Origin of the sequence: Paraburkholderia sp. EB58, assembly GCF_050436665.1 — a bacterium.
Lineage (GTDB): Bacteria > Pseudomonadota > Gammaproteobacteria > Burkholderiales > Burkholderiaceae > Paraburkholderia.
The window spans coordinates 1-21,353 of sequence record NZ_JBNDMQ010000040.1 but is presented as its reverse complement, the minus strand read 5'-3'; the positions used below and the strand labels follow the sequence as shown (position 1 = coordinate 21,353).

The window sequence follows — 21,353 nt, the reverse complement described above, 5'->3', positions numbered from 1 at the left end:
GAAGCTGGCGCTGCAGGCAAGCGTTTCCGAGCTCGCCTTGCCTGCCTTGAGGCTTTGGCCTGGCAGGCACGAACCGCCAACCGCACCGTGCCGTGCCGTGCCTGGGTCGAAACGTCGCGTCTGAGACGCCAACCTTCGCATCAATGTAGTCTCAGCGTTCCAGCAAAGTAAATTTCAGGCAATGCATCGATAAATGCACACTGATCAAGAAACAGGAAGAACCATCCCGCGACGTTGCCAAGCGCGTCACGCGGAAAGAGAAAGAGCGCCCAGTGGGTAGCACCGGATTCGCAGCCGTCAACACCAGATCCGTCCGCCACAGTACCGACTCGACACGCGCCATCCACCTCGATGAGCGCTCCAGTTGGCAGCGTTCCATCTTCCTGCACTGACTCATACTCCAGATGCACGATCAGCACTCCGGCCGGTTCCTGCTGCGTTTCTGTTGGCTCGCGTGACGCGTTCATCCGGTCTTCCTTTCCATAAAGCTGAAAGGCGGATATTGCAATAGGATGCGAATCCCGCTGAAACCAAACAGGTAGCTCGCATCGCAATCCAGGTCGATGATCTCGAGATCAAGGAGGGTTTGCAGGTCACGCATGACCGCCAGCTTTTCACGAGCAAGGAACGACGAAATCGATTCCACCGTCATTGGACCTTCTTCACCAAGCAACCTGATGATCTCCATCCGCTCGGGACTCAAAGCCTTTAGAAGCCGTCCCGGATCATCGAAGAATACGAATTTCGAGCCATGGGACCGGGCGTTGCTGCCAGCTGCAACTCTTTCTTGCGCGGCATCAAACGGAACATTTGCGAGGATGAGAAAGCTCATGGTCACTCCCTTCTGCGTGACGGAACGCGCGCACTTCTCGGCGCACGTTCTGCCATATCATGTGAACGAAAATTCAAGCGGCCCCGGACCGGAACAAGCGGTCGGCACGGGACCCATTGGTACATCGCGAAAACGTCAGAGATCACTGTCAATGACCGCGCCTATCTTCGGGCGCGACCACAACACATCCGAACGGAGATCGGTATTGAGGCTATCGCCGCAGCAGCCTTACGAAGTCCTCGGAACTGTCGTCGACAATCTCGTAGACTATTTCGGACCACTCAGCACGGCTTGACCAGAGATCAAGGGCAAGAATCAACACAAACAGCGATGTACCGAGTTTCAACATGTCGAAAAGCGCGAAGATTGCACCGGCTCTTGCCATTCCAAAGGCTGCCTGCAACATGTCTATGCTCCACGTGAGCAGAAACCACGAAAGCAGTGAGAAGACGTGTGGAGCCGCGAGCGAGAACGCGCCCAGGCTGTTGAGGGCCCAATGAACCGGGCGCGGCAGGTCAGCGTACGCTGAATTGACGACAGAAAAGCGGGAACAACGTTGACGGTTCTGCATGTGATTTCTCCTGGTTAGCGTTAGAACGTGAATCGCGTAGTCGTGGCCCGCACTCGCGAATCCAGTTTCGGGTACGCCGTGACCAATGCAAATCGACAAACGAGAGCCGCAGGGCCACGAAGCGATACATCAAACACGCGAGAGCCGATTGCTCCAGAGGAGATCGCCGGGAACGCTCGTCTGCGTCGATGCAACTTGAAGTGGCAGGAAGGACGCAGAAAGTGCGTCTGGAGTGCGCCCGCAGCGGCCTGACGCGGGTATGCACTACATCAGATCTGCTCGCATGCCGTGAGGCTCACTCAGTAGATAGGCGGACAGGCGCGATCGATAGGGAGGGTCAAGCGCTCGCAGAGGAATTTGTCCACGCGGGAGCGAAAGTGACTCGTCGACGCCTTCAACACCCTCGGGTACCCGGTGCTATCGGCTCAGCATGGTTCAGTAAATCCCGGAGTCGATTCTGGGAGGATTCGACCAACGTCAGGGCAGCTGTTCACGTGTCGGCCCGATACACTACCCGACGCAAGCCCTGCGGGCGGCTCGGAAGCGAATGAGCGGCGCACCCGGAGTGACCCCTGCGGAGTGGCTAGGACGCTGAGGCGAGTCTTCGACGTTCGTCGCCTGAATCTGCCGCACTCTCCGGCTTCAGCCTCGAATCAAGGACTGTACGACTCCGGCTCGGTGGATTCCGTTCCACCGTGCACGCCGGCCTGCGTCGACTGCCGGACGACAAGGACCGGGATCTGACTGTGCGTCAGGACCTTCTGAGTTTCGCTGCCGAGCAACAACGCGCGCATACCGCTTCGTCCATGGGACGCCATGACGATGAGATCACAGTTTCGTTGCATCGCGACGCTGATAATCGCCTCGTACGGGTGGGCGCGATTCGTCGCCACCGTATCGCACTCGACACCGGCTTGCGCGGCCGCTCTGGCGATGACCGCGAGGTGGTCATCCGCGCGCTTTCGGCTGGACTGAACGACTCGCTCCTCTTCGTCGGCGATCATTTCGGTGCCGTACGCGAGGACATGAAATTCCGGTATGACATGGAGCCCCGTGACTTTGGCGCCACTTTCCATGGCGAGCGTCACCGCCATCTGAATGGCGGCTTCGGAGAGCGCCGAGCCGTCGGTCGGCACTAGCAGATGCTTGAACATACGTTTCTCCCCGCGGCCAGGCGAGTACGCCTTGACATCCTGTTCGAGGCTTGCCGCTCAAGCCAGGCACACCTGAATCAAGGCGGCCTCTTTCAGTATAGTCACCCTGACGACGGTCTGGTGCGCAGCTCATACCCGTGACAAACACGATGCACGTCACGCCGGCCGTGAGCGCGATGCATCAAGGCGTCTGGCCTTCCTGTGGCCCTTCGTCGAGGTTGTTCAGAAACCCGGCCTTCTTGTGCGAACCGTCGCAGAAAGGCTTATTTTGCGAGTGACCGCATCGACATAGCCACACCTCATCCTTATCCACCCCTATAGGTGTTCCGCCCTGAGTCATGAGCTTAAAGTCGCCTTTGATGTGATATGGACCGTCGTTCCGGGGGATGATGGTTGCAGTCGCCATTTAAGCCTCCAATGAGTATGAAATTCCACTGACAATTCGACCTCGCGGGGCCGACGCCTAATCTTGGTCCCATAACGGAGGGCCGGGGCGTACTTTCGGAGAGTTCTCAGGTCTCGGATGTGGCCGAGCTGCTTTTGGACACCGCGTCGCTGCGATAGGATCGAAGCGATCCGTAGCGAAACGGCGGCGTGCCTCTGCGCGACCTGTCCGCGAGCCAGATAAAGGAGCCTCCGCCATGTTGAATTACCCCGCTGCCTACCAATCCACCCAGGGTTCCGGACTCGATGTCGACAAAGCGTTCTATCAACGTATCGCCTCGCAGCACGACACCCGCGCGCTGGTCGAATCGATCGTCGTGCCAATCAGGTCCGGTCAAGCCTGGACCGTGCCAGCCGGCCATGTGTTCCGCATCGTCACGATCGAGGGTCCGCAGGTGGCCGACCTGAACATGTGGAACCAGCACAACCCGCGCGAGCGCATGTGGGCCTCACGCACACGTCAGCTGCAGCAGGCGCACGTGAGCACGTTCGACCGTCTGTGGTCGACGCTCCCGTTCCTGCGTCCGATGGTGACGATCACCGACGACAGCCTCGCCGGTTACGGCGTCGACGAGCATGGCGGCCGTGTTCACGACCTGCTCGGCACCCGTTGCGATCCCTACGTGAACCGTATGCTGACTGGCGAGGATTTTCATTTCCACTGCCACTCCAACCTCACCCGCGCGATCGCTCCGTACGGACTGACCGAATACGACGTACACGACGTGCTAAACGTGTTCCAGTGCACGGGCCTCAATCTCGAAGACAAATACTTCATGAAGGCATGCCCGGCAAAGAAAGGCGACTACCTCGAATTTTTCGCGGAAATCGACCTGCTTTGCGCGCTGTCGACCTGTCCGGGCGGCGATCTCTCGTTGCCGATGTGGGGACCGGATGCGCGCGATCCGCTGGAGGTATGCCGGCCGCTTGGCATCGAGATCTACCGGCTCGCACCGCAGATGCTGGACGGCTGGACGCCGCCCGCCGTGGCTGCGTATAAAGGGCAGCATGGGATGACGCTGCAGCAGCCGCAATGGAAATGAGATTGGGGCGCGGCCTTGCGCAGGTGCCCCGGCGCCACCAGGCGTCGGCAAAACTGGTCTCGAGCGCACTTACTCCCGTCACATGCAAAGCTGCTCGCCATTCAAAAATAGTACGTTGTCGAACCTTTTTGTACCGTGTTCTATACGCGCATACCCTATACGGCCCAAATGTGCAGCGCGATCTATTATGAAAAAAGCGCTTTCATGGTAGCGCTGCGACGAGACCAGTTGCGGGGTTGCAGGTCACAATAAGGAGTCTTCAACATGAATGCTCAGAAGAATGGATTGCCCGGCGCAGCTCGCGCCGTGCGGCAAACGACAATCGCGACCCTGGCCGCTCTGGCCGTGCTCGCGGGCATCGCCCCTGGGTCGGCGCAAAGCCAGACCATCAAGATCGGCGTTCCTGTACCGCTGTCGGGCAGCAGTGCCAATGCCGGCACTGACATTGTCAACGGCGCCAAGCTTGCCGCCGCCAGAATCAATGCGGCCGGCGGCGTGCTAGGCAAGCAGATCGAACTGGTGCCGGAGGACGACGCCTGCGACGCGCAGACCGCCGTGCAGGCGGCCCAGAAACTCGTCGATGCAGGGGTCGTCGCAGTGGCCGGCGGCTACTGCTCCAGCGCGGCGCTTCCGGAACTGACGACATTTCATCGCGCCGGGATTCCCTACGTCCTCGATGCGTCAACGAATCCCAAGCTGACCGAGATGGGGTACGACGGCGTGTTCCGCACGATTGGCCGTGACGACGAGCAAGGTCCCTTTGCCGCCGGTTTCATCAAGAATTCGCTACATGCGAAGCGTGCAGCGGTGATCAACGACAACACGACCTACGCAAAGGGTCTCGCCGACAACACCGTGGAAGCCCTGAAAAAGGACGGTGTCGATGTCGTCTACAACGATGCGATCACGCCCGGTCAGATGGACTACTCACCAACCCTGACCCATGTCGCCTCGCTAAATCCAGACGTGATCTACTACACCGGCTACTTCTCCGAAGCGGGCCTGATCGTCAAGGAGGCCCGCCAACTGGGGCTGAAGATGACCTTGATGGGCGGTGACGGCACCAACGACCCCACGCTGATGAAGACAGCCGGCCCGGCGGCCGAAGGCATGATCATTACCACGGCGCCGCTGGCGCAGTTCCTGAGCGGCGCGCACAGCTTCGTCGACGACTACACAAAGGCCTACGGGCAAGGGCCGGGACCGTATTCCGTCTACGAATACGATGCTATCGGGGTGACGGCGAAAGCGATCGCAGACGCCAAGTCGGACACGCCCGCCGCGATAACGGCTGCCCTGCACAAGATCTCGAACTATCAGGGCGCAACCGGGACAATTGGCTTCAACCCGAAGGGTGACCGCAGCGTGGCGGTGTATATCACCATCATCGTCCGCGGCGACAATTTCGCGCCTTACCAGAAGCAAGATGCCGGCGGACACTGGGTGGCGATGAAATAGTCCCTGTAGCACGCCGCTCCCCGCCATGAGCAACTTCCTTCAGTTTGTGGTCGAAGGGCTGACAATCGGCTCGTTCTATGCCCTCGTCGCCCTCGGCTACACGATGGTCTACGGGATCATCCGGCTGATCAACTTCGCTCACGGCGACCTGTTCATGGTCGGCGCGTTCATCGGCTGGACCGGTTTGACGGTGCTTGCCGCAGCGCACATGCCGCTCGCTTTGGCGCTGCTGATTGCTCTCGTGGCCGCCATGGCGGTCACCGGCGCACTGGGTCTCGCGATCGAGCGTGTTGCCTACCAGCCACTGCTGCGTGCGCCGCGGCTGTCGATTCTGATCACGGCACTCGGCGTCTCACTAGCGCTGGAAAACGGCGTGCTGCTGCTCTACGGCGCCGGCTTCAGTACCTATCCCCATGCTCTCACCCAGGCAGGGCTCGAATTCCACGGCGTGCAGATTACGTTCGCCCAGATCGGCATCATCGTGGCCAGCTTTGCGCTAATGCTCGCGTTGTATTTCTTCGTTCACCGCACCTTCGTCGGCACCGCGATGCGCGCACTGGCAATCGATCAGGACGCGGCGCGTCTGATGGGTATTGATGTCGAACGGCTGATCCAGCTCACCTTCTTCATCGGCTCGGCGCTCGCCGCCGTGGCAGGCGTCATGGAAGGGCTCTACTACACGCAGATCAATTTTTTCATGGGCTTCGTGCTCGGCCTGCGCGCATTCACCGCTGCAGTGCTTGGCGGTATCGGCAACATTCCGGGCGCGATGGCCGGTGGCATCCTGATTGGTCTGCTCGAGGCCTTCGGCGCCGGCTATGTCTCCTCGCGGTGGACCGATGTGCTCGTGTTCGGCGTGCTGATCGGCGTGCTTGTGATCAAACCGACCGGTTTGTTCGGCGAACGCGTCGTCGAGAGAATGTAGCCCATGCGCACGATGCTAGCGTCATCGCGTTGGTCTCAGCCCACTGGCATCGCTCTGCTGGTTGCCGCCGCGGCGCTGCCAGCGGTCGCCAGCAACTATATCGTCGACGTCGGCCTGACCATCGCCACCTATTCGATCCTGGGCCTCGGGCTAAACATCGTAGTGGGTTATGCCGGGTTGCTGGATCTCGGCTATGCGGCCTTCTTTGCAATCGGCGCCTACACAACGGCGCTGCTGGAGACATTGCTGCATTTCTCGTTCTGGGAAACGCTGCCGTTCAGCCTGGCGTTTGCCGGGGCTTCGGGTATCGTCATCGGCTACCCTACCCTGCGTCTGCGCAGCGACTATCTGGCAATCGTCACGCTTGGGTTCGGCGAGATCACGCGCATTGTTGCCACCAATCTCGACATCACGGGCGGCCCGAACGGTATCTATGGCATCTCTCCGCCGAGCCTGTTCGGTTATGAAATCAGCTCGCCGCGGGCGGTCTACGAATTGGGCATCGCGTTCCTCGCGTTGGTGCTGGTGTTCGCAATCCGCCTGGGTCAGTCGCGGCTTGGGCGCGCCTGGACCAGCATCCGCGAAGACGAGGCGGCCGCTGAAGCCGTCGGCGTGCCGACCTTGCGAGTCAAAATGCTCGCCTACGTCATGGGTGCACTGATCGGGGGCTTTGCAGGCAGCCTGTTCGCCGCCCGCTTCGGGACAATCGACCCGACCGGCTTCACGTATCTGCAATCCGTCACCATCCTGATTGTCGTCGTGCTCGGCGGCCGGGGCAGCATTCCTGGCGTGATACTCGGCGCCGTCATCGTGGCGGGCCTGCCCGAGTTGCTGCGCTTTCTCAACCTCTGGCGCATCTTTGCTTTCGCTATAGGGCTTGTCATCCTGATGCTGCTGCGGCCGCAAGGACTGTGGCCGGCGCCGCTGCGCCGCGTGGCGCCACCGCGCGAGCGCGCCGGCGGAGCTGAAGCACGCGCCCCCCGAGCGGTGGCCGGCGACGAAATCCTGCTCGATGTACGCAACATGCAGCGCCGCTTCGGCGGCGTACTGGCTGTCGGCGGTATCAGCTTTACCGTGCGCAACGGTGAGATCCTCAGCCTGATCGGCCCCAACGGGGCCGGGAAGACAACGGTGTTCAACTGCCTTACCGGCGTGATCCGCCCGACAGGCGGCCAGGTACTCTGGCGCGGCACGTCGCTCGCCGGAGGCGCACCGCATCGCATCGTGCATGCCGGTATGGCGCGCACCTTCCAGGGCATTCGCCTGTTTGCCAACATGACGGCCTTCGAGAACGTTTTGACCGGCATGGATCATCGGCTGCGGACGTTGCTCCTCGCCGAACTGCTTGCGTTGCCCTCGGCGCGTGCCGAGGCAGCGGATCACGCGGCGGAAGGCCTGCGCTGGCTCAGTTTCGTCGGCCTCGCGGCAAGGGCGGGCGAGCGTGCTGCCGACCTGCCCTATGGCGATCAACGCCGGCTGGAAATTGCCCGTGCCCTCGCCAGCAACCCGCAGCTCCTGCTGCTGGATGAGCCGGCCGCGGGGATGAACCCGACCGAAAAGCACGCGCTGATGGAGTTGATCCGGCGAATCCGCGATCTTGGCGTGACGGTGCTGCTGATCGAACACGACATGATGCTGGTGATGGGCGTGTCGGACCGGATCATCGTCATGGACCATGGCGTGATCATCGCCGAGGGAACGCCCTCCGAGATCCAGGCCGACCCGCACGTGATCGACGCCTATCTCGGGACGGCTGAACCAGACGAAGCGGCCGACGATGCCAGCGGGGAGAAATCGTTGTGGGACTCCTAGAAATCCGCGACCTGCAGGTGAGCTACGGAAACGTGGAGGTGCTGCATGGCATATCCCTCGACGTTGCCGAGGGTGAGATTGTGGCGTTGCTCGGCAGCAACGGAGCGGGCAAGACAACGACGCTACGCGCCATTTCCGGGCTGGTCCGCCCGCGAGCGGGACAAATCGTGCTGAACGGACACCCGCTCACCGGGCTGCGGGCCCACCAGATTGTTACGCTGGGTCTCGGTCACGTGCCGGAAGGCCGTCGCATGTTCGGGTCGCTCTCCGTCGAGGAAAATCTGCGCCTCGGCGGCTACCTGATCCGTAGCGACGGGGCCGTGCTGGCACAGCGGATAGCCGGCGTTTACAAGACCTTCCCGCGCCTCGGTGAACGGCGCAGCCAGTTGGCGGGGACGCTAAGCGGTGGCGAACAGCAGATGCTGGCCATCGCACGCGCTCTGATGCTGCGGCCACGCCTCGTCGTGCTGGATGAACCGTCCATGGGACTGGCGCCGAAGCTGGTGCGCGTGATCTTCGGCATGATTGCCGATATCTGCAAAGAAGGCACATCGATCCTTCTTGTCGAGCAGAACGCACGTCAGGCGCTCCGCATTGCGCATCGGGCCTACGTGCTGGAAAGCGGCCGGATCGCGCTCAACGGCCCAGCCCACGAACTCGCGCAGGATAGCCGGGTTCGCGCAGCGTATCTGGGCGGCGGCGCCGTCGCCTCCGAGTGATGTCAGCCCAGATGTGGAAGGGCTGGCAGTCAAATCGGCTGACCGTCTCCCAATAAACGCGGAAAGCCTGGCATGGCTGACGAAACAGCGGCGCGTTGCAGCACGGTCATCGGGCCGAGCGTCTTGACGACTTGCATCAGTGCAGGGTTGCGCACGAAGAGCGATCCCACGAACCCCAGCGCGTTCACCGAAATGCCCTCGACACACTCAGCAATCCTCGGCACGAGCAGCATCCAGCGGCGTGTGACAAGCAGGTTATACGGCGCCGGCTGGAGCAGTTCGTCGTTCACCTCGATCGCCTGCAGGCCGAGCGCATCGAGCAACGCGCGGTAGCAATCAAAAGCAGCCTGGGCTGCAGGTTGCGAGGCGTCAGGGCTCAGGTCCAGACGGGCAAACGCGTGCCGAAACGGAAGCGCGGGTACCGCTCCGATCGCACCTTCCATGCGTGCGTGAGCAAGAACGGACTCTATGGGCAGGGGCGCTCCCGACCCTTCAAGCGGTAGCGGCACCATCTGCAGATGCTTGTGACGTTGACTCGCTCCAGCCTCCGCACCACCGTTATAGAAGGCCAAGCCATCGAACTCAGCCATGCAGGCGGCTAATGATGCAAAGTCCGCCAGATCGAGCCGCGCTTCCTGCGTCTGGAAACGACGGGTGACGATCAGGAGATGATGGTCGATGACGTTAAATTTGTTGAGCAAGGCAACGTGCGTGTCCGACAGATCGGCAACGAACAGGTCTGGGTCATAAGGAAGGAAAGGATTGACCGCTTTGCGCTCCTCCGGCTTGGCGTTGGTCGCCTGCCGGGTTGCTTCCTTGCAAGCGAGACTTGACACCTGGCGGACGATAAAGCGCATGCCCCCTTCGTCAGCCAGCTCCTGGGTGGTTTCGATCGGCCGCAGCGCACCGCAACGCAGCGCATGCTCCGTTTGGCGCAGGATGGCCGGCCACAGGGTGCCGGGCTCAAGACGTAGATGTTCCATAGTTCGATCGCGGCACCGCGGAGGACGATGAAAAGCGGAAGCCTTCCCGCGACTGGAGCCCTGCGGATCAGGTGGGCCGGCGGGCGACTCCCGGAATGAGACCAGTTGGGCCTATGCCTTGTAACCGATTGCGCGTAACAGATCCTTGCGCCATTGAACGTCCTCTTCGTTTTCCACGCCGAGCGGCCCAGCGCCGTCGACGACACCAAGGATTCCGCGCCCCTGGTCCGTCTCGGCAAGCAAAACCTGAGTGGGGTTCGCCGTAGCACAGAAGATCCGGCAGACCTCCGGCACGGCCTTGATCGCGTTCAGAACATTGACTGGGTAAAAACCATCGCCCAGAAAAATGATGAAGCTGTGACCAGCACCGATGGCCGTGGCGTTCTGACACGCCAGTTCGATGAGGCTGGTGTCGGTGCCGGACCGGCGCACGAGGCGCTTACCGGACGCTTCGCAGAAGGCCAAACCAAACTTGATACCCGGCACAGTGCCGACCATCGCCTCGTGCAGATCCTCGACTGACTTGATGAAATGGGACTGCCCCAGGACGAAGTTGGTCGCTTCGGGTTTGACGATTGTTACCGTGAGCAATTGCATGGTGGGCCTCGCTCTATTGCGGTAAGGACACGGGAGTCAGACGGTCGTCGCTGGGCCGCGTCGGTGCGGCGTATTTCTCAAAGGGACGACTGCGTAGACGGTTTTCATAGACTAGTACGAACGGGCGGTCAGCGGAAGCGTGACGCGGCCGGGGGATAGGGCGTCGTGGCAGTCGGGTCCGGCGGCAACGGCGAAGCTGCCCGGCTCAATGAACGATGGCCAGCCACCTTGTTGAAGGTAAATAAAAAAAATCGGGCGGCTGGGGATCCGCTGACTTTTGCCGCAGAAACCGCCCGATGAAACCTTCGCATTGTGATGCGTCGTGCGCGTGCAGCGCGAGCGTTTAATTGCCGAAGTTGCTCAAAGCGAACATCGCTCTAGCTTGGGACACGCATTCGCATTGCTGCATTGCTGGAATACAAGCGCTGGATAAGGGCGGCGATTGCCGTTTTCGGTTGATAGCTCCGTAGCATAGGTTTTACTGATCACGACGGTTGTCGTGGTCAGTGCGCAGTGGTACAAGCTCTGTTTCGTCTGCACCATCGAATCCTTCCTCTCTGTTTCGGTGTACGTAGTGGAACGCCCGATCTGACGCGCGCCTTGTTACAGGCCAACGCATCAATGCATGTGCTGGCCGCCATTGATGGCGATATTGGCCCCAGTCACGAAAGCTGCATCTTCCGAGCACAGAAAGCCGACCAGCGCTGCAACTTCGTCCGGCTTGCCGAGACGACCGGCCGGAATCTGCGGCAGGATCTTCGAGTCCAGAATCTCCTGCGGAATCGCGGTGACCATCTTCGTGGCGAGGTAGCCCGGCGAAACCGTGTTGACGGTTATGCCTTTGCGTGCCACCTCCAGTGCCAGCGACTTGGTGAAGCCGTGCATGCCGGCCTTCGCGGCGGAGTAGTTGGTCTGCCCGACTGACCCCTTCGAGCCGTTGACAGACGAGATGTTGATGATGCGCCCCCAGCCGCGCGCGACCATCTCTTCGCAAAACGGCTTGGTCATATTGAAGACCGAATCCAGATTGGTACGAATGACTGCGTCCCAGTTGACCTTGTCCATCTTCCTGAGGGTCATGTCCTGAGTAATTCCGGCGTTGTTGACCAGAATATCGACAGGTCCGACTTCAGCCTGAATTCTGGCTGCACAATGCTGGCACGAGTCGTAGTCCGCCACATCGACCGGGTACGCACGGAAATTCCGGCCCTGCTTTTCCATGCCTGCCAGCCATTCGGCTGAGCCAGTATTGTTCGGCGAATGCGTTACCACGACTGCATAACCGGTGTCATGCAGTTTCGTACTGATCGCTTCTCCAAGGCCACCCATGCCGCCCGTCACTACAGCGATTCGCTTAGTCATCCTATCCATCCGTGATCGTAATATCTGCGAGGATCATGAATACCCAATGGCCGTCCCGCACAACCGGGCCATCGGCTTGCCACAATGCTTCACATCCCCGGCGTGGCGCGAGGGATGGCTTCGGCATTGATCGAACTGCGCGGGTTTTTGTAGGCTTGTGGTATTGCGCGAATGAAGTTTGATACGCCTGCGGACGACAATCCGCCACGCAGACGCACTGCCTTAAGTCCTTAAAGTCCCGAGCGGCCAGGTAACGTTGCCTTGCCGCATCGAAACAATTTGTTCAGATATGAATACGCTCATTCAGGTTCTCCATAGCAGAACTAAACATATGTCTGATAAATACCAGACTGGATGGAAACCTGGGATCACGCAGCCGCGCGATCGATTCGAGGCACAGACAGTTTGTGCGACGCATCATTAGAGCAGTCATTCTAACGCACCGAAACAGGGATTCAGCACGCATCAATGTAGGGGAATACCCTACACGAGGCAGAGCGAAACCGGAGGCGGCCGGCTCAGTGTAGCGGTCTCTCCAGCTTGATGTTGTATCGTTTTACCTTCGCGTACAACGCCGGCTTTGATATTTCGAGTATTGCGGCGCAGCGGGTGACATTGAAATGACAGGCCGCGAGCGCGTGACTGATGGCCTCGCGCTCGATGTCCTTCAGCGATTGAACCGGTTGCTCGCTTCCTGAATCAACCCGCCGTCCGGCCTCCGACTGCCCTGATGCGTCAACGCTACCGGTACGTTGCGGACGAAGGAGCGCGGCCACATCGTCGATCACACCGTCATCGTTCATATTGACGGTCCTTTCGACAAGATTCTCCAGTTCCCGAACATTCCCCGGCCACGAGTAGGCGCTCATCTGCTCAATCGCTTTCTGACTGAATCCGGAAATCCGCTTGCTGAGCAAGGCGGCATATTTTTGCAGGAAGAAGGTCGCGGTGGAGTCGATGTCTTCCTTACGCGAGCGCAGCGGGGGGATGAATATCTCGATCACATTGCAGCGGTAGTACAGATCCTCCCTGAACTCCTTCGCTGCCACCATCACTTCCAGGTTGCGGTTGCTCGCGCAGATAATCCTGACGTCGATAGGTATGCCCTTGGTGTCGCCGAGCCTCGTGACCTCACGCTCCTGAAGGACCCTGAGGAGCTTGGCCTGGACGTCGAACGGCAGTTCGGATATCTCATCAAGAAACACTGTCCCGCCGTCGGCCGACTCGAACTTACCGGGGCGCCCCTCCTTCGTTGCACCCGTAAAGCTGCCTGGTGCGTGCCCGAACAGTTCACTCTCGATCAGGTCATGCGGCAATGCCGCGCAGTTGATTGCGATAAACGGCTGCGCCTGCCGGGAACTCCCGTTATGGATAGCCTGCGCGAACACTTCTTTGCCTACTCCGCTCTCGCCGCTGAGCAACAGATTCGCGGATCCGCGAGCCGCCTTGCGCGCAGCGGCCACCGCATCGCGCAGGCTCTCGCTCTGTCCGACAATGCTCTCGAAGGTATAGCGCGCATAGTTGCCCGCATACTTACCGGCTATCCTGCGAACGCGCTTTATCTCGCGGAAGGTGTTGACGACAGAAACGACCTCCCCGCAACTGTTCTTGATCGGAATGGCCGTATCGATCAGGTGCAGATGGCGCGCAGGGGAGTCAATAATGAGTTCCCGGTCTACATAGCCCACACCGTCAATGAATATCGGGGCAATGATGGGTTCGAAATCGATGAGATCACCAAGCGGCTTGCCAATGCTCGCGACCGGATCGATTCCGAGAATGCGGCCAGCCATGGTGCTGGCATGTCGAACCACCCCTCCCCGGCCAAGCACCATCAGTCCGTCGCCGATGTGGTCGATGATGGCCTTCTGCTCCTCAACCAGCATTTGATGTGCGACTAGATCGAGGTGACTTCGTAATGTAACGCCCAGTGTTACGCGCAACAGCGCCAGAAGGTCGTCCAGCGGTTGTGCATTCGCCTGGCGATGCCGGATGGCAATGAGGACAACCTGAAACGCGCCACTGGCCACGGGAGTAATAGCGCACTCCAGGGAGTGTTGGCCTAACGGAACAACGATTGACGCTTTCTCGCCGGGCACAACCGACTGTGTTGCGGTTTCAATGATGCTGGCAAAATCGATCGTGCCGATATCAATGCCGCATAAGCCGGCGAGCTCGTCCGCTTCGCGTACAGAAGATTCCAGGGGAATCCCCTCGTCGCTCAAGGTAAACACGTAGGCGTGAAACCGGAGGGCTGCGGCGCTTCTCGCCTCGCGCCAACAGGCCGTGTCGATCGCAGACTGCAAGTCCGGTACGGTTAAGGCGGCAAAGGGATTTTGCTCGTTCATTATCGTTCACAGAACAGTGGCTGATCTGTTCACATTACCAGCGGCAAAATAGTCATGTCGACCCCTTGCCACCCCCTCGCTGAAAGCTTGCACCCTCACCGCTGCAACATACCGGTCTTGCGCGCGCCCCTTGCTCCCGTATCGTCACTCCCGCCGCGACGCAGCGCGCTTCTCGATAGCTGTGCGATCAACAATCGCTCGAGCGTGAGTACCCCGACCGACCGGCCCCTTGGGATCGTTGGCGACCACCTCGAAAACATACAGATTCCCGTCCACCGATTTGAAGGTGGCGGTCGCCGATACTTCAACGCCGATCGGAGTCGGGGCCGAGTGCGTCAGTTGCGTGTTTACCCCCGCCGATAGTTGTCCATCCTTAAGCTCGCTGCGCATGATTTCGGCGCACGCACGCTCCATCAGAGCAAGCATCGCCGGCGTGGACATGACCTCCGGATATTGCTCCCCGGCATCGTTGCCGTATGCGGAGGCCAGATCCGATGTTCCAACAAGGCGCTTCAAGGTGGCCTTGGCTCCGTCATTAATCATATGAACTCCATAGACGTGCTACTTGAGGACCGTGGGCGTCAGGTTGCCACCCGTGAGTTTGTACACAGTCACGGGCGCATCGACCCAGTCGCCCTGTTCGTCGAACTTCACCGGCCCGAGCATGCTCGTGAACGACTGACGATGCATCACCTTGGAATACACCTCCGGAGACGTGGAGTTCGCCGTCTGCATGGCCTCGGCAACCACAATGGTTGCCGCAAAAAAAGCTGGCGAATAAGTGTCTACGTCTGCGTTGAAAGCGCTCTTGAACTTCTCACGGAAGCTCTTGCCATCCGGCAGGCTGTCGAGCGGTGTTCCGCCTTGGGCGCAGAACATTTTGTCGTCCATCACATTGTCGGAGAGCTTCGCAAACTCCGGGGAGCAGATGCCATCGCCGCCAACGAGCGCCGCGGTAATTCCGAGGTCGACCATTTGTCGCGCGAGCGTGGCCGCCTGGGCGTAATAGCCACCATAGAAGACCACCTGCGGATTCTCGGCCTTGATGTGCGTGAGGATTCCCTTGAAATCGGTCGTCTTGTCAGTGCTGTATTCCCGCGCCACGATTTGCACGCCATCCTTTTGCGCTGTCGCAACGAAGACGTCAGCCACACCGGCACCGTAGGCAGTTCGATCATCAATGACCGCCGCGCGCTTTGCGTGCAGCACTTTGGCCGAGTAGTCGGCCATACGCCCACCCATGACATTGTCGTTCGTCGCGAGGCGGAACACATAAGGGAACCCAAGCTTCGTCAGTTGCGGGTTCGAAGAGGCCCCGGTGATCATGACGATATGCGCATCGTTGTATATGCGGGCGGCCGGGATACTGACGCCCGAGTTGTAGTGGCCGATCACCACCGCCACGCCATCGTCCACGAGTTTCTGCGCAACGTTGACCCCAACCTTCGGATCGCCCTGGTCGTCCACTGATTCAAGCTGGAACCTGACCGGCTGCCCGCCAATGATCATCTTCCGCGCGTTAAGCTCGTTGATCGCCAACTGAACACCGCGTTCGTCGTCCTTCCCGCTTTGTGCCGAACTTCCGGTAAGCGGGCCAGCGGCACCGATCTTCACAACTGTTTCCGCGCCAGCGCATAACGACACCGCAAGCGCGCCCAGACCGATTGTTCCCGCTGCAAACATCAAGGTAATGCGGTTCATTTCAATTCCCCTGAAGCGTTAGGACTCCAACTGTTGTAGAAGATCACGAACTGGCGAAAGCGTTTTGAACTCAAAATCCGGACGAGGCTGCCACGGCCCCAGCTTGTCTGCTGTCCGGTTGATCCAGGCGACGTTCATTCCAACCGGCTTCGCGCCGTCGACATCGGCCCAACTGGCAAGCGAACAATGCATGACGTTGCCGGCATTGACACCGAGCCGGTCCAGCGCGAGATTGAAAATAACAGGTGACGGCTTGTAGGCCTTCGCCATTTCCGCCGTCGTGACGTGCTCGAAGTAGCTCACAAGCCGGCTGCGCCGCCAAAGGTCAGTGTCCATGTTGGTAATCGGCATCAACGGATACCGGGAGCCAGCCCACTCCAGGAAGTTGACCGCATCGGCGTGCGGCGGCGAGGACTCGACCAGGTGCGCGAGCAGTGTGTCGGTCAGCTTCTCAACGTCGTGACCGTACAGGGCCTGCGGAAACAGGTCGTTGAAGCAGCTGGTCAGCGCCTCCTGCGCGACCGAGCGGTAACTACGGTATGCGCTTCCCCGATACAAACGGACATTGCGCATGTCCCACTCAAGATAGACCTTGAAAATCGAGTGAGAAGAATCAACCCCGAGGACGCGCATGACCTCGGCGATGCCGGCCATCCCACCTTTGTCGACATCGACGAGCGTTCCGAAATAATCAAACGTCAGTGCCTTGATGTCCATCGTCATTTCCTCTTCAAAAATGTCTGCACGCGCCGGGCAGCATCAGGTGTCGCAAATGCGGCGATGGTTGCCTGCTGCTCCAGCTCAAGGCTGCGGCCCAAATCCCCGGAAAGCTCTTGCGTAAGAAGACGCTTGAGTCGCGAAACGGAGAACGACGAGCGCCCGGCGATACGGGAGGCCAGTTCCCTGGCAGTACCGAGCAGGTCTTCCCGCTTGACAACCCGATTCACCAGCCCGAGCGCGTGCAATTGATCCGCAGTCTGGCGCTCGCCAAGCAGCCAAAGCTCCATGGCTCGCTGGTGCCCGATGCTTTGAGGCAACAGTTGGGTCACACCACCGGTCACAAACTGCCCCCACTCCATCTCGGGGAAGAAACACACCAGTTCTTCCGACGCCACGACCAGGTCGCAATTGAGCAGCCACTCAAAGCCACCACCGACCGCGAATCCGTGGACCGCACCCACAACGGGCTTGCCGTTGAACATCAGATCGCGTGTGATCGTCTGAATCCGTTCGATGTGACTGCGAATGCTCGCGTCGCTCTCGGTCTGCCGCGCGAATTCCTTCAGATCGTCGCCAGCGCAGAATGCACGTCCCGCACCGGTGAAAACAATCACCTTGCAGTCCTCATCCGCGTTGACCTGCACGAGTGCGCCATGCAGGTCGTCCAGCAAGTCGCCACTGATTGCGTTCAGGCGTTCCGGACGGTTTAGCGTGACCGTTGAGACGGCGCCCGACTTCTCGACAGTTGCGTAGCTCATCAAGCCTCCTTCTCGACCCAGCGCGTCTTGCCTTCGGTGCGCGGGAAATGTTCAAACGGAACCATCGTGACCTTGGTGGTAGAACCCACCATCGTCCGCACTGCGGCCTCGACCCGCTCCGCCGCTTCGGACCAACGCGTAACGGGGAGACCCTGCGCAGCTTCAACCGTCATCGTGATGCGGTCATAGGGCCCCTCCCCCTTCAAAACGATCCGAAACATTCCGGACGCCCATTGAGGCACCGAGTCGACCGCAATCCGGACGGCGCCAGGAAAAACATTGATTCCCCGGACGTTGAACATATCGTCAGTGCGGCCGGTGACCCTGAACCGCCAGGCGGTGCGACCGTCGGGTCCCGGCTCGACGCCGGTCACCGTGACGATGTCCCGGGTCCGGTAGCGAACCAGTGGCTGACACTCCTTCGCGAGGTGAGTGCAGACAAGTTCACCCACGGTTCCGTCTTCAATCGGAAGACGCTCGAGGGCGAGAGGGTCGAGAATCTCCGCGAACACGACATCGCTCGCGTGGTACAGAAGGTCGTGAGTCCAGTCTGTCTGCCCGCCAAGAATGCTCAAAACCTCGGAGAGACCAAAGTTCGCGTTGCGCACCTTGAATCCCCATTTTTCCTCCATCGCATTTCTAAGGTCCGGGTTATCAAGTCCAGCCTCTCCTCCAAAGAGGCCGAGCGTGAGCTTCAGGTCACGTGGCCGAAGTTCACCGGTTTCGCGAAGGATCTGTTCAATCAAGCCGGGGTAGGAAGGCGTGCAGGAGATGGCGTTGATGCCAAGACCCACAATGGAGTCGATCAGCAGTCGGGTGTTGCCGACGCCAAATGGCACCACGGTTGCGCCAGTCGCCTCGAGGATCGTGTGATCCGTAAAGCCACCCGTCCACATACAGTAGTTCAGGCAATGAACCACGCGGTCGGTTGGACGCAGACCGGCCGCCCACATGGAACGTGCACCGACTCGAGCGATGCGACCCGCGTCCGCCGCGCTGTTGGCGAGGATCAGCGGACGTCCGGTCGTTCCGGAGGTGCGGTGCAAACGCGCTACTGCCGCCTCGCCGCATGAGACGTAGTCGCCATAGGGGGAGCAGTTTTCCTGGCTGATACGGAGTTCGTCCTTCTCGGTAAATGGCAGTTCCTGCAGTGAGTCCAGGGTGATATCGCGATCGATCCAGTGGGCAAGCTTGGTCCGGTAGAACGGCGACATTGAGCGAACGTAGTTCCACTGCCTCGACCAAAGTTCGTCCTGATGTTTGCGGACCTGTGGCAGAGGTAAGGTCTCGAATGCTTCGTCAAAAAGCGGGGTTCTCCTGTCAGTGCCTGACGCTGTATTCATATCCACAATCCTTTAGTACGTCTAAAATATTTGATTTCGTCAATGGAGAAGATTCGAGCGTTCTCGGGCCAGCGCGTGGTTGACTAGCGCCCGACTGGCCCTGGTCCCAGCAAACGCAAAGTCTGTGCCAAGGTCAGCGGGATGGTGGTGGTGGCCCTGCTGGCAGCCCTGCGCGTGATGCGCGGCTGCTCCGGCGCCGGACCGTTTCGAATTTAAACGTAAAGATTTTTAACGTTCGTTCAGAACGGAGTCTGCAGCGGTCTAGTTGATGTCATTGTTTGCGCCGCGCAGCCAGCTAATTGAGTCGATGCGATGAGGTTCTCGATGTCCTTCGCGCATTTATGCGGAACCTCAATAGTCCCGGTCGGCAGGGCCCTTTCCGGAGGGCGCTGCTCGAGGCAACATTCGCTGCAACACATGGTCTTTCAGAACGAGGCGATGGAACAACGCCGCGCCGACATGCAGACCGATCAGCGCGAAAAGTACCCATGCGAGGATGCCGTGCACATCGCCCATTGCGTGGCCGAACGTCGAGCCTGGCGTGCTCAGTGACGGATATGGCACGACACCTAGCAAGCGAACCGTCCAGCCGCGTGAGGATGCATTAATCCAGCCGAGCAGCGGCACAACAAGCAGGGCGGCGTAGAGCAGAAAATGCGTGACACGCGAGACGATGCTAAGTACAGGCGGCAAGTCGTCCGGTGTGGGCTTATGGGTCAGCCGCCACATCACCCTGACCACCATCACCGCAAGCAATGTCGAACCTACGCCGAGATGCCAGGCGATCAGGCCAACGGGTTGCGTGCCTTTATGAATGTCGGGCATCGTCCAACCGATCACAAACTGCATCGCGATCAATAAAACGGTTAACCAGTGCAGCGTGCGCGCGGTGACGTCATAAGCAGGGCGTGTACTTGCCTGGACATTACGCACTCCCATCCCCCAATGTTCACGGACATCGCTGTGTTTGATAAGACGAGCGGCCAGCGAGGCAAATCGAGTGCCGGCAAATTCTCGCCGCTGCTAGCAAATAATGATAACAATCGCACCTTAAGGAAATCTGATGGGCCGCACTGAGGGATCCCGCTGCCCCGCTTCGCGCGACGCACCGTGAGACAGGATCGCTCCATAATTGAAATTCAATGCTGTCGCCGCCCGAATATAATGGATGACCAGGATTTTCATGCAGGCGTGCTGATCTTCTCAACCTGGAAAACCGCAATGATTGAAACTGGGCTCACCTCCGCACACCCGACCCGGTCGGGATCCGCCCCGGAGGTTCTTGCGGCTTCTCTCAAATTGGGGCTGACGTGCTTCGGCGGTCCCATTGCCCATCTGGGATACTTTCGCCGGGAATTCGTCGAACGGCGACGCTGGTTCGATGACGAAACCTTCACCGATCTGGTCGGACTCTGTCAGTTCCTTCCAGGGCCGGCGAGCAGCCAGGTGATATTCTCGATTGGTCTTTTGCGAGCTGGGTGGCTGGGGGGACTCGCGGCCTGGGCCGGATTCACGCTGCCTTCGGTCCTGCTGTTGCTCGGCTTTGCGGCCATCGCCCCGAGTCTTGGCGGCCGGGTCGGTGGCGGCTTGATACATGGTTTGAAGCTTGTCGCTGTCGCTGTCGTCGCTCAAGCAGTTTGGGATATGGCACGGCGCCTATGTCCGGATCAACGCCGTGCTGCCATCGCGCTCATCGCGATTGCGGTACTCAGCATTCTGACGACCGTTTACGCGCAACTCATTGTCATCGTTCTCGGTGCCGCACTCGGACTCGCGTTGTGTCAGACAGTGAGTCGCCGGATAACGGCCGCCTACCCCAACACACACACAACTTCCCTGCTTCCCGCACGGTGGGCGCCTGCGCGCTGATCCTCTTCTGTGTCCTGCTGTTCGGACTTCCGACGCTGGTCAGATTCCATGCGGATCAGGCGGTCAAGGTCTTCGAAGCCTTTTACCGCTCGGGTGCCCTGGTGTTTGGTGGTGGGCACGTCGTGCTTCCGCTCCTGCAACAGGAAACCGTCGCAACCAACTGGGTCTCGTCAAATGATTTTCTCGCAGGCTACGGTGCCGCCCAGGCAGTCCCCGGTCCCTTGTTCACGTTCGCAGCATTTCTCGGCTGGATGATGGTCGAGGCGCCGAACCACTGGACCGGTGCGTTGCTCGCCACTGTGGCCATCTTCCTGCCAGGTCTGCTGCTCGTGGTTGCGGCGCTGCCCTACTGGCAAGCCATGCGCGCTCGCCCGTCAATGGCTGCCATGCTTGCAGGGGTGAATGCTTCGGTTGTTGGACTACTGGCAACCGCGCTGTACTCGCCGGTCTGGACTGGTGCGGTTCTCTCGGAACTCGACTTTGCCATCGCAGCCACCGGCTTTTTTCTGCCTCTTTTAAATTCTCAATGGGTGGATTGGCGGGTCAAGTACGGGCGCCAGCCCGGCGAAGCGAATACTTGACGCGCGTTGAAAAAGCAAGCTGAGAGAGGGCTGGTTGCGGCAGAATGCGGCAACCAGCCCTGCAAGACAACTTGAACCGATGAGCCAGACCCAACTTTTTGAAGCCGCCTTGGGAATCAAGGCCCCGTGGTAC

20 protein-coding genes and 1 pseudogene are annotated in these 21,353 nt (G+C 59.9%); 6 read left to right on the top strand and 15 right to left on the bottom strand.

All coding sequences use genetic code 11. The features are described from left to right. Positions 1 to 140 precede the first annotated feature (140 nt). The 5 genes from P3T40_RS37410 to P3T40_RS37390 all read right to left on the bottom strand — a co-directional run bounded on the left by P3T40_RS37410 (position 141) and on the right by P3T40_RS37390 (position 2,963). Positions 141 to 467, bottom strand: a complete 327-nt coding sequence (locus P3T40_RS37410) for a hypothetical protein (RefSeq protein ID WP_429272731.1) — start codon at positions 465 to 467, stop codon at positions 141 to 143. After that, the gene (locus P3T40_RS37405) at positions 464 to 832 is read right to left on the bottom strand and encodes a hypothetical protein (RefSeq protein ID WP_429272730.1); all 369 of its coding nucleotides are present in this window, start codon (positions 830 to 832) and stop codon (positions 464 to 466) included. The genes P3T40_RS37410 and P3T40_RS37405 overlap by 4 nt, the downstream gene beginning before the upstream one ends. 211 nt (positions 833 to 1,043) lie before the next feature. Next, a complete protein-coding gene (locus tag P3T40_RS37400; RefSeq protein ID WP_429272729.1) occupies positions 1,044 to 1,403 on the bottom strand; it encodes a hypothetical protein in 360 nt (119 codons plus the stop codon). Between the two features lie 653 nt (positions 1,404 to 2,056). Beyond that, positions 2,057 to 2,557, bottom strand: coding sequence for a universal stress protein (locus tag P3T40_RS37395; protein WP_429272728.1), 501 nt, complete (start codon positions 2,555 to 2,557; stop codon positions 2,057 to 2,059). Positions 2,558 to 2,738: 181 nt separating this feature from the next. After that, the gene (locus P3T40_RS37390; RefSeq protein WP_429272727.1) at positions 2,739 to 2,963 is read right to left on the bottom strand and encodes a CDGSH iron-sulfur domain-containing protein; all 225 of its coding nucleotides are present in this window, start codon (positions 2,961 to 2,963) and stop codon (positions 2,739 to 2,741) included. Positions 2,964 to 3,198: 235 nt separating this feature from the next. Between P3T40_RS37390 and P3T40_RS37385 the strand changes: the two genes are divergently transcribed. The 5 genes from P3T40_RS37385 (at position 3,199) to P3T40_RS37365 (ending at position 8,958) form a co-directional block, all read left to right on the top strand. Next, positions 3,199 to 4,044 carry an urea carboxylase-associated family protein gene (locus P3T40_RS37385; RefSeq protein WP_429272726.1) on the top strand — a complete coding sequence of 282 codons (846 nt, stop codon included), beginning with the start codon at positions 3,199 to 3,201 and terminating at the stop codon, positions 4,042 to 4,044. Positions 4,045 to 4,308: 264 nt separating this feature from the next. After that, complete coding sequence (locus P3T40_RS37380) at positions 4,309 to 5,502, top strand: branched-chain amino acid ABC transporter substrate-binding protein (protein WP_429272725.1); 1,194 nt, start codon at positions 4,309 to 4,311, stop codon at positions 5,500 to 5,502. Positions 5,503 to 5,527: 25 nt separating this feature from the next. Further along, positions 5,528 to 6,427, top strand: coding sequence for a branched-chain amino acid ABC transporter permease (locus tag P3T40_RS37375; protein WP_429272724.1), 900 nt, complete (start codon positions 5,528 to 5,530; stop codon positions 6,425 to 6,427). A 3-nt stretch (positions 6,428 to 6,430) separates the two neighbouring features. Next, positions 6,431 to 8,239, top strand: coding sequence for an ABC transporter permease subunit (locus P3T40_RS37370; RefSeq protein ID WP_429272723.1), 1,809 nt, complete (start codon positions 6,431 to 6,433; stop codon positions 8,237 to 8,239). Continuing rightward, the gene (locus P3T40_RS37365) at positions 8,227 to 8,958 is read left to right on the top strand and encodes an ABC transporter ATP-binding protein (protein ID WP_429272722.1); all 732 of its coding nucleotides are present in this window, start codon (positions 8,227 to 8,229) and stop codon (positions 8,956 to 8,958) included. Before P3T40_RS37370 ends, P3T40_RS37365 begins: the two co-directional genes overlap by 13 nt. Before the next feature lie 29 nt (positions 8,959 to 8,987). Here P3T40_RS37365 and P3T40_RS37360 read toward each other — a convergent pair whose 3' ends face one another. The 10 genes from P3T40_RS37360 to P3T40_RS37315 form a co-directional block, all read right to left on the bottom strand. Then, positions 8,988 to 9,941, bottom strand: a complete 954-nt coding sequence (locus P3T40_RS37360; RefSeq protein WP_429272721.1) for an ATP adenylyltransferase family protein — start codon at positions 9,939 to 9,941, stop codon at positions 8,988 to 8,990. A 111-nt stretch (positions 9,942 to 10,052) separates the two neighbouring features. Next, on the bottom strand, positions 10,053 to 10,538 hold the full coding sequence (locus P3T40_RS37355; protein ID WP_429272720.1) for an adenosine-specific kinase: 486 nt from the start codon (positions 10,536 to 10,538) through the stop codon (positions 10,053 to 10,055). A gap of 618 nt (positions 10,539 to 11,156) precedes the next feature. Further along, the gene (phbB, locus tag P3T40_RS37350; RefSeq protein ID WP_429272719.1) at positions 11,157 to 11,900 is read right to left on the bottom strand and encodes an acetoacetyl-CoA reductase; all 744 of its coding nucleotides are present in this window, start codon (positions 11,898 to 11,900) and stop codon (positions 11,157 to 11,159) included. A gap of 518 nt (positions 11,901 to 12,418) precedes the next feature. After that, positions 12,419 to 14,248 (bottom strand): sigma-54 interaction domain-containing protein, encoded by a 1,830-nt coding sequence (locus P3T40_RS37345; RefSeq protein WP_429272718.1) that lies wholly within the window; start codon positions 14,246 to 14,248, stop codon positions 12,419 to 12,421. A 144-nt stretch (positions 14,249 to 14,392) separates the two neighbouring features. After that, positions 14,393 to 14,791 carry a thioesterase family protein gene (locus P3T40_RS37340; RefSeq protein ID WP_429272717.1) on the bottom strand — a complete coding sequence of 133 codons (399 nt, stop codon included), beginning with the start codon at positions 14,789 to 14,791 and terminating at the stop codon, positions 14,393 to 14,395. 18 nt (positions 14,792 to 14,809) lie between these two features. Next, on the bottom strand, positions 14,810 to 15,949 hold the full coding sequence (locus tag P3T40_RS37335; RefSeq protein ID WP_429272716.1) for a branched-chain amino acid ABC transporter substrate-binding protein: 1,140 nt from the start codon (positions 15,947 to 15,949) through the stop codon (positions 14,810 to 14,812). Between the two features lie 18 nt (positions 15,950 to 15,967). Next, positions 15,968 to 16,666: an HAD family hydrolase gene (locus P3T40_RS37330; RefSeq protein WP_429272715.1), complete on the bottom strand. Its 699-nt coding sequence runs from the start codon at positions 16,664 to 16,666 to the stop codon at positions 15,968 to 15,970. 2 nt (positions 16,667 to 16,668) lie between these two features. After that, the gene (locus tag P3T40_RS37325; protein ID WP_429272714.1) at positions 16,669 to 17,427 is read right to left on the bottom strand and encodes an enoyl-CoA hydratase/isomerase family protein; all 759 of its coding nucleotides are present in this window, start codon (positions 17,425 to 17,427) and stop codon (positions 16,669 to 16,671) included. Continuing rightward, positions 17,427 to 18,641 carry a phenylacetate--CoA ligase family protein gene (locus P3T40_RS37320; protein ID WP_429272713.1) on the bottom strand — a complete coding sequence of 405 codons (1,215 nt, stop codon included), beginning with the start codon at positions 18,639 to 18,641 and terminating at the stop codon, positions 17,427 to 17,429. The genes P3T40_RS37325 and P3T40_RS37320 overlap by 1 nt, the downstream gene beginning before the upstream one ends. Positions 18,642 to 19,121: 480 nt before the next feature. Beyond that, positions 19,122 to 19,709 (bottom strand): cytochrome b, encoded by a 588-nt coding sequence (locus P3T40_RS37315; protein WP_429272712.1) that lies wholly within the window; start codon positions 19,707 to 19,709, stop codon positions 19,122 to 19,124. Positions 19,710 to 19,994: 285 nt separating this feature from the next. Between P3T40_RS37315 and chrA the strand changes: the two are divergent. Continuing rightward, positions 19,995 to 21,220, top strand: a pseudogene (gene chrA / locus P3T40_RS37310) (chromate efflux transporter). The last annotated feature ends 133 nt before the right edge of the window (positions 21,221 to 21,353 follow it).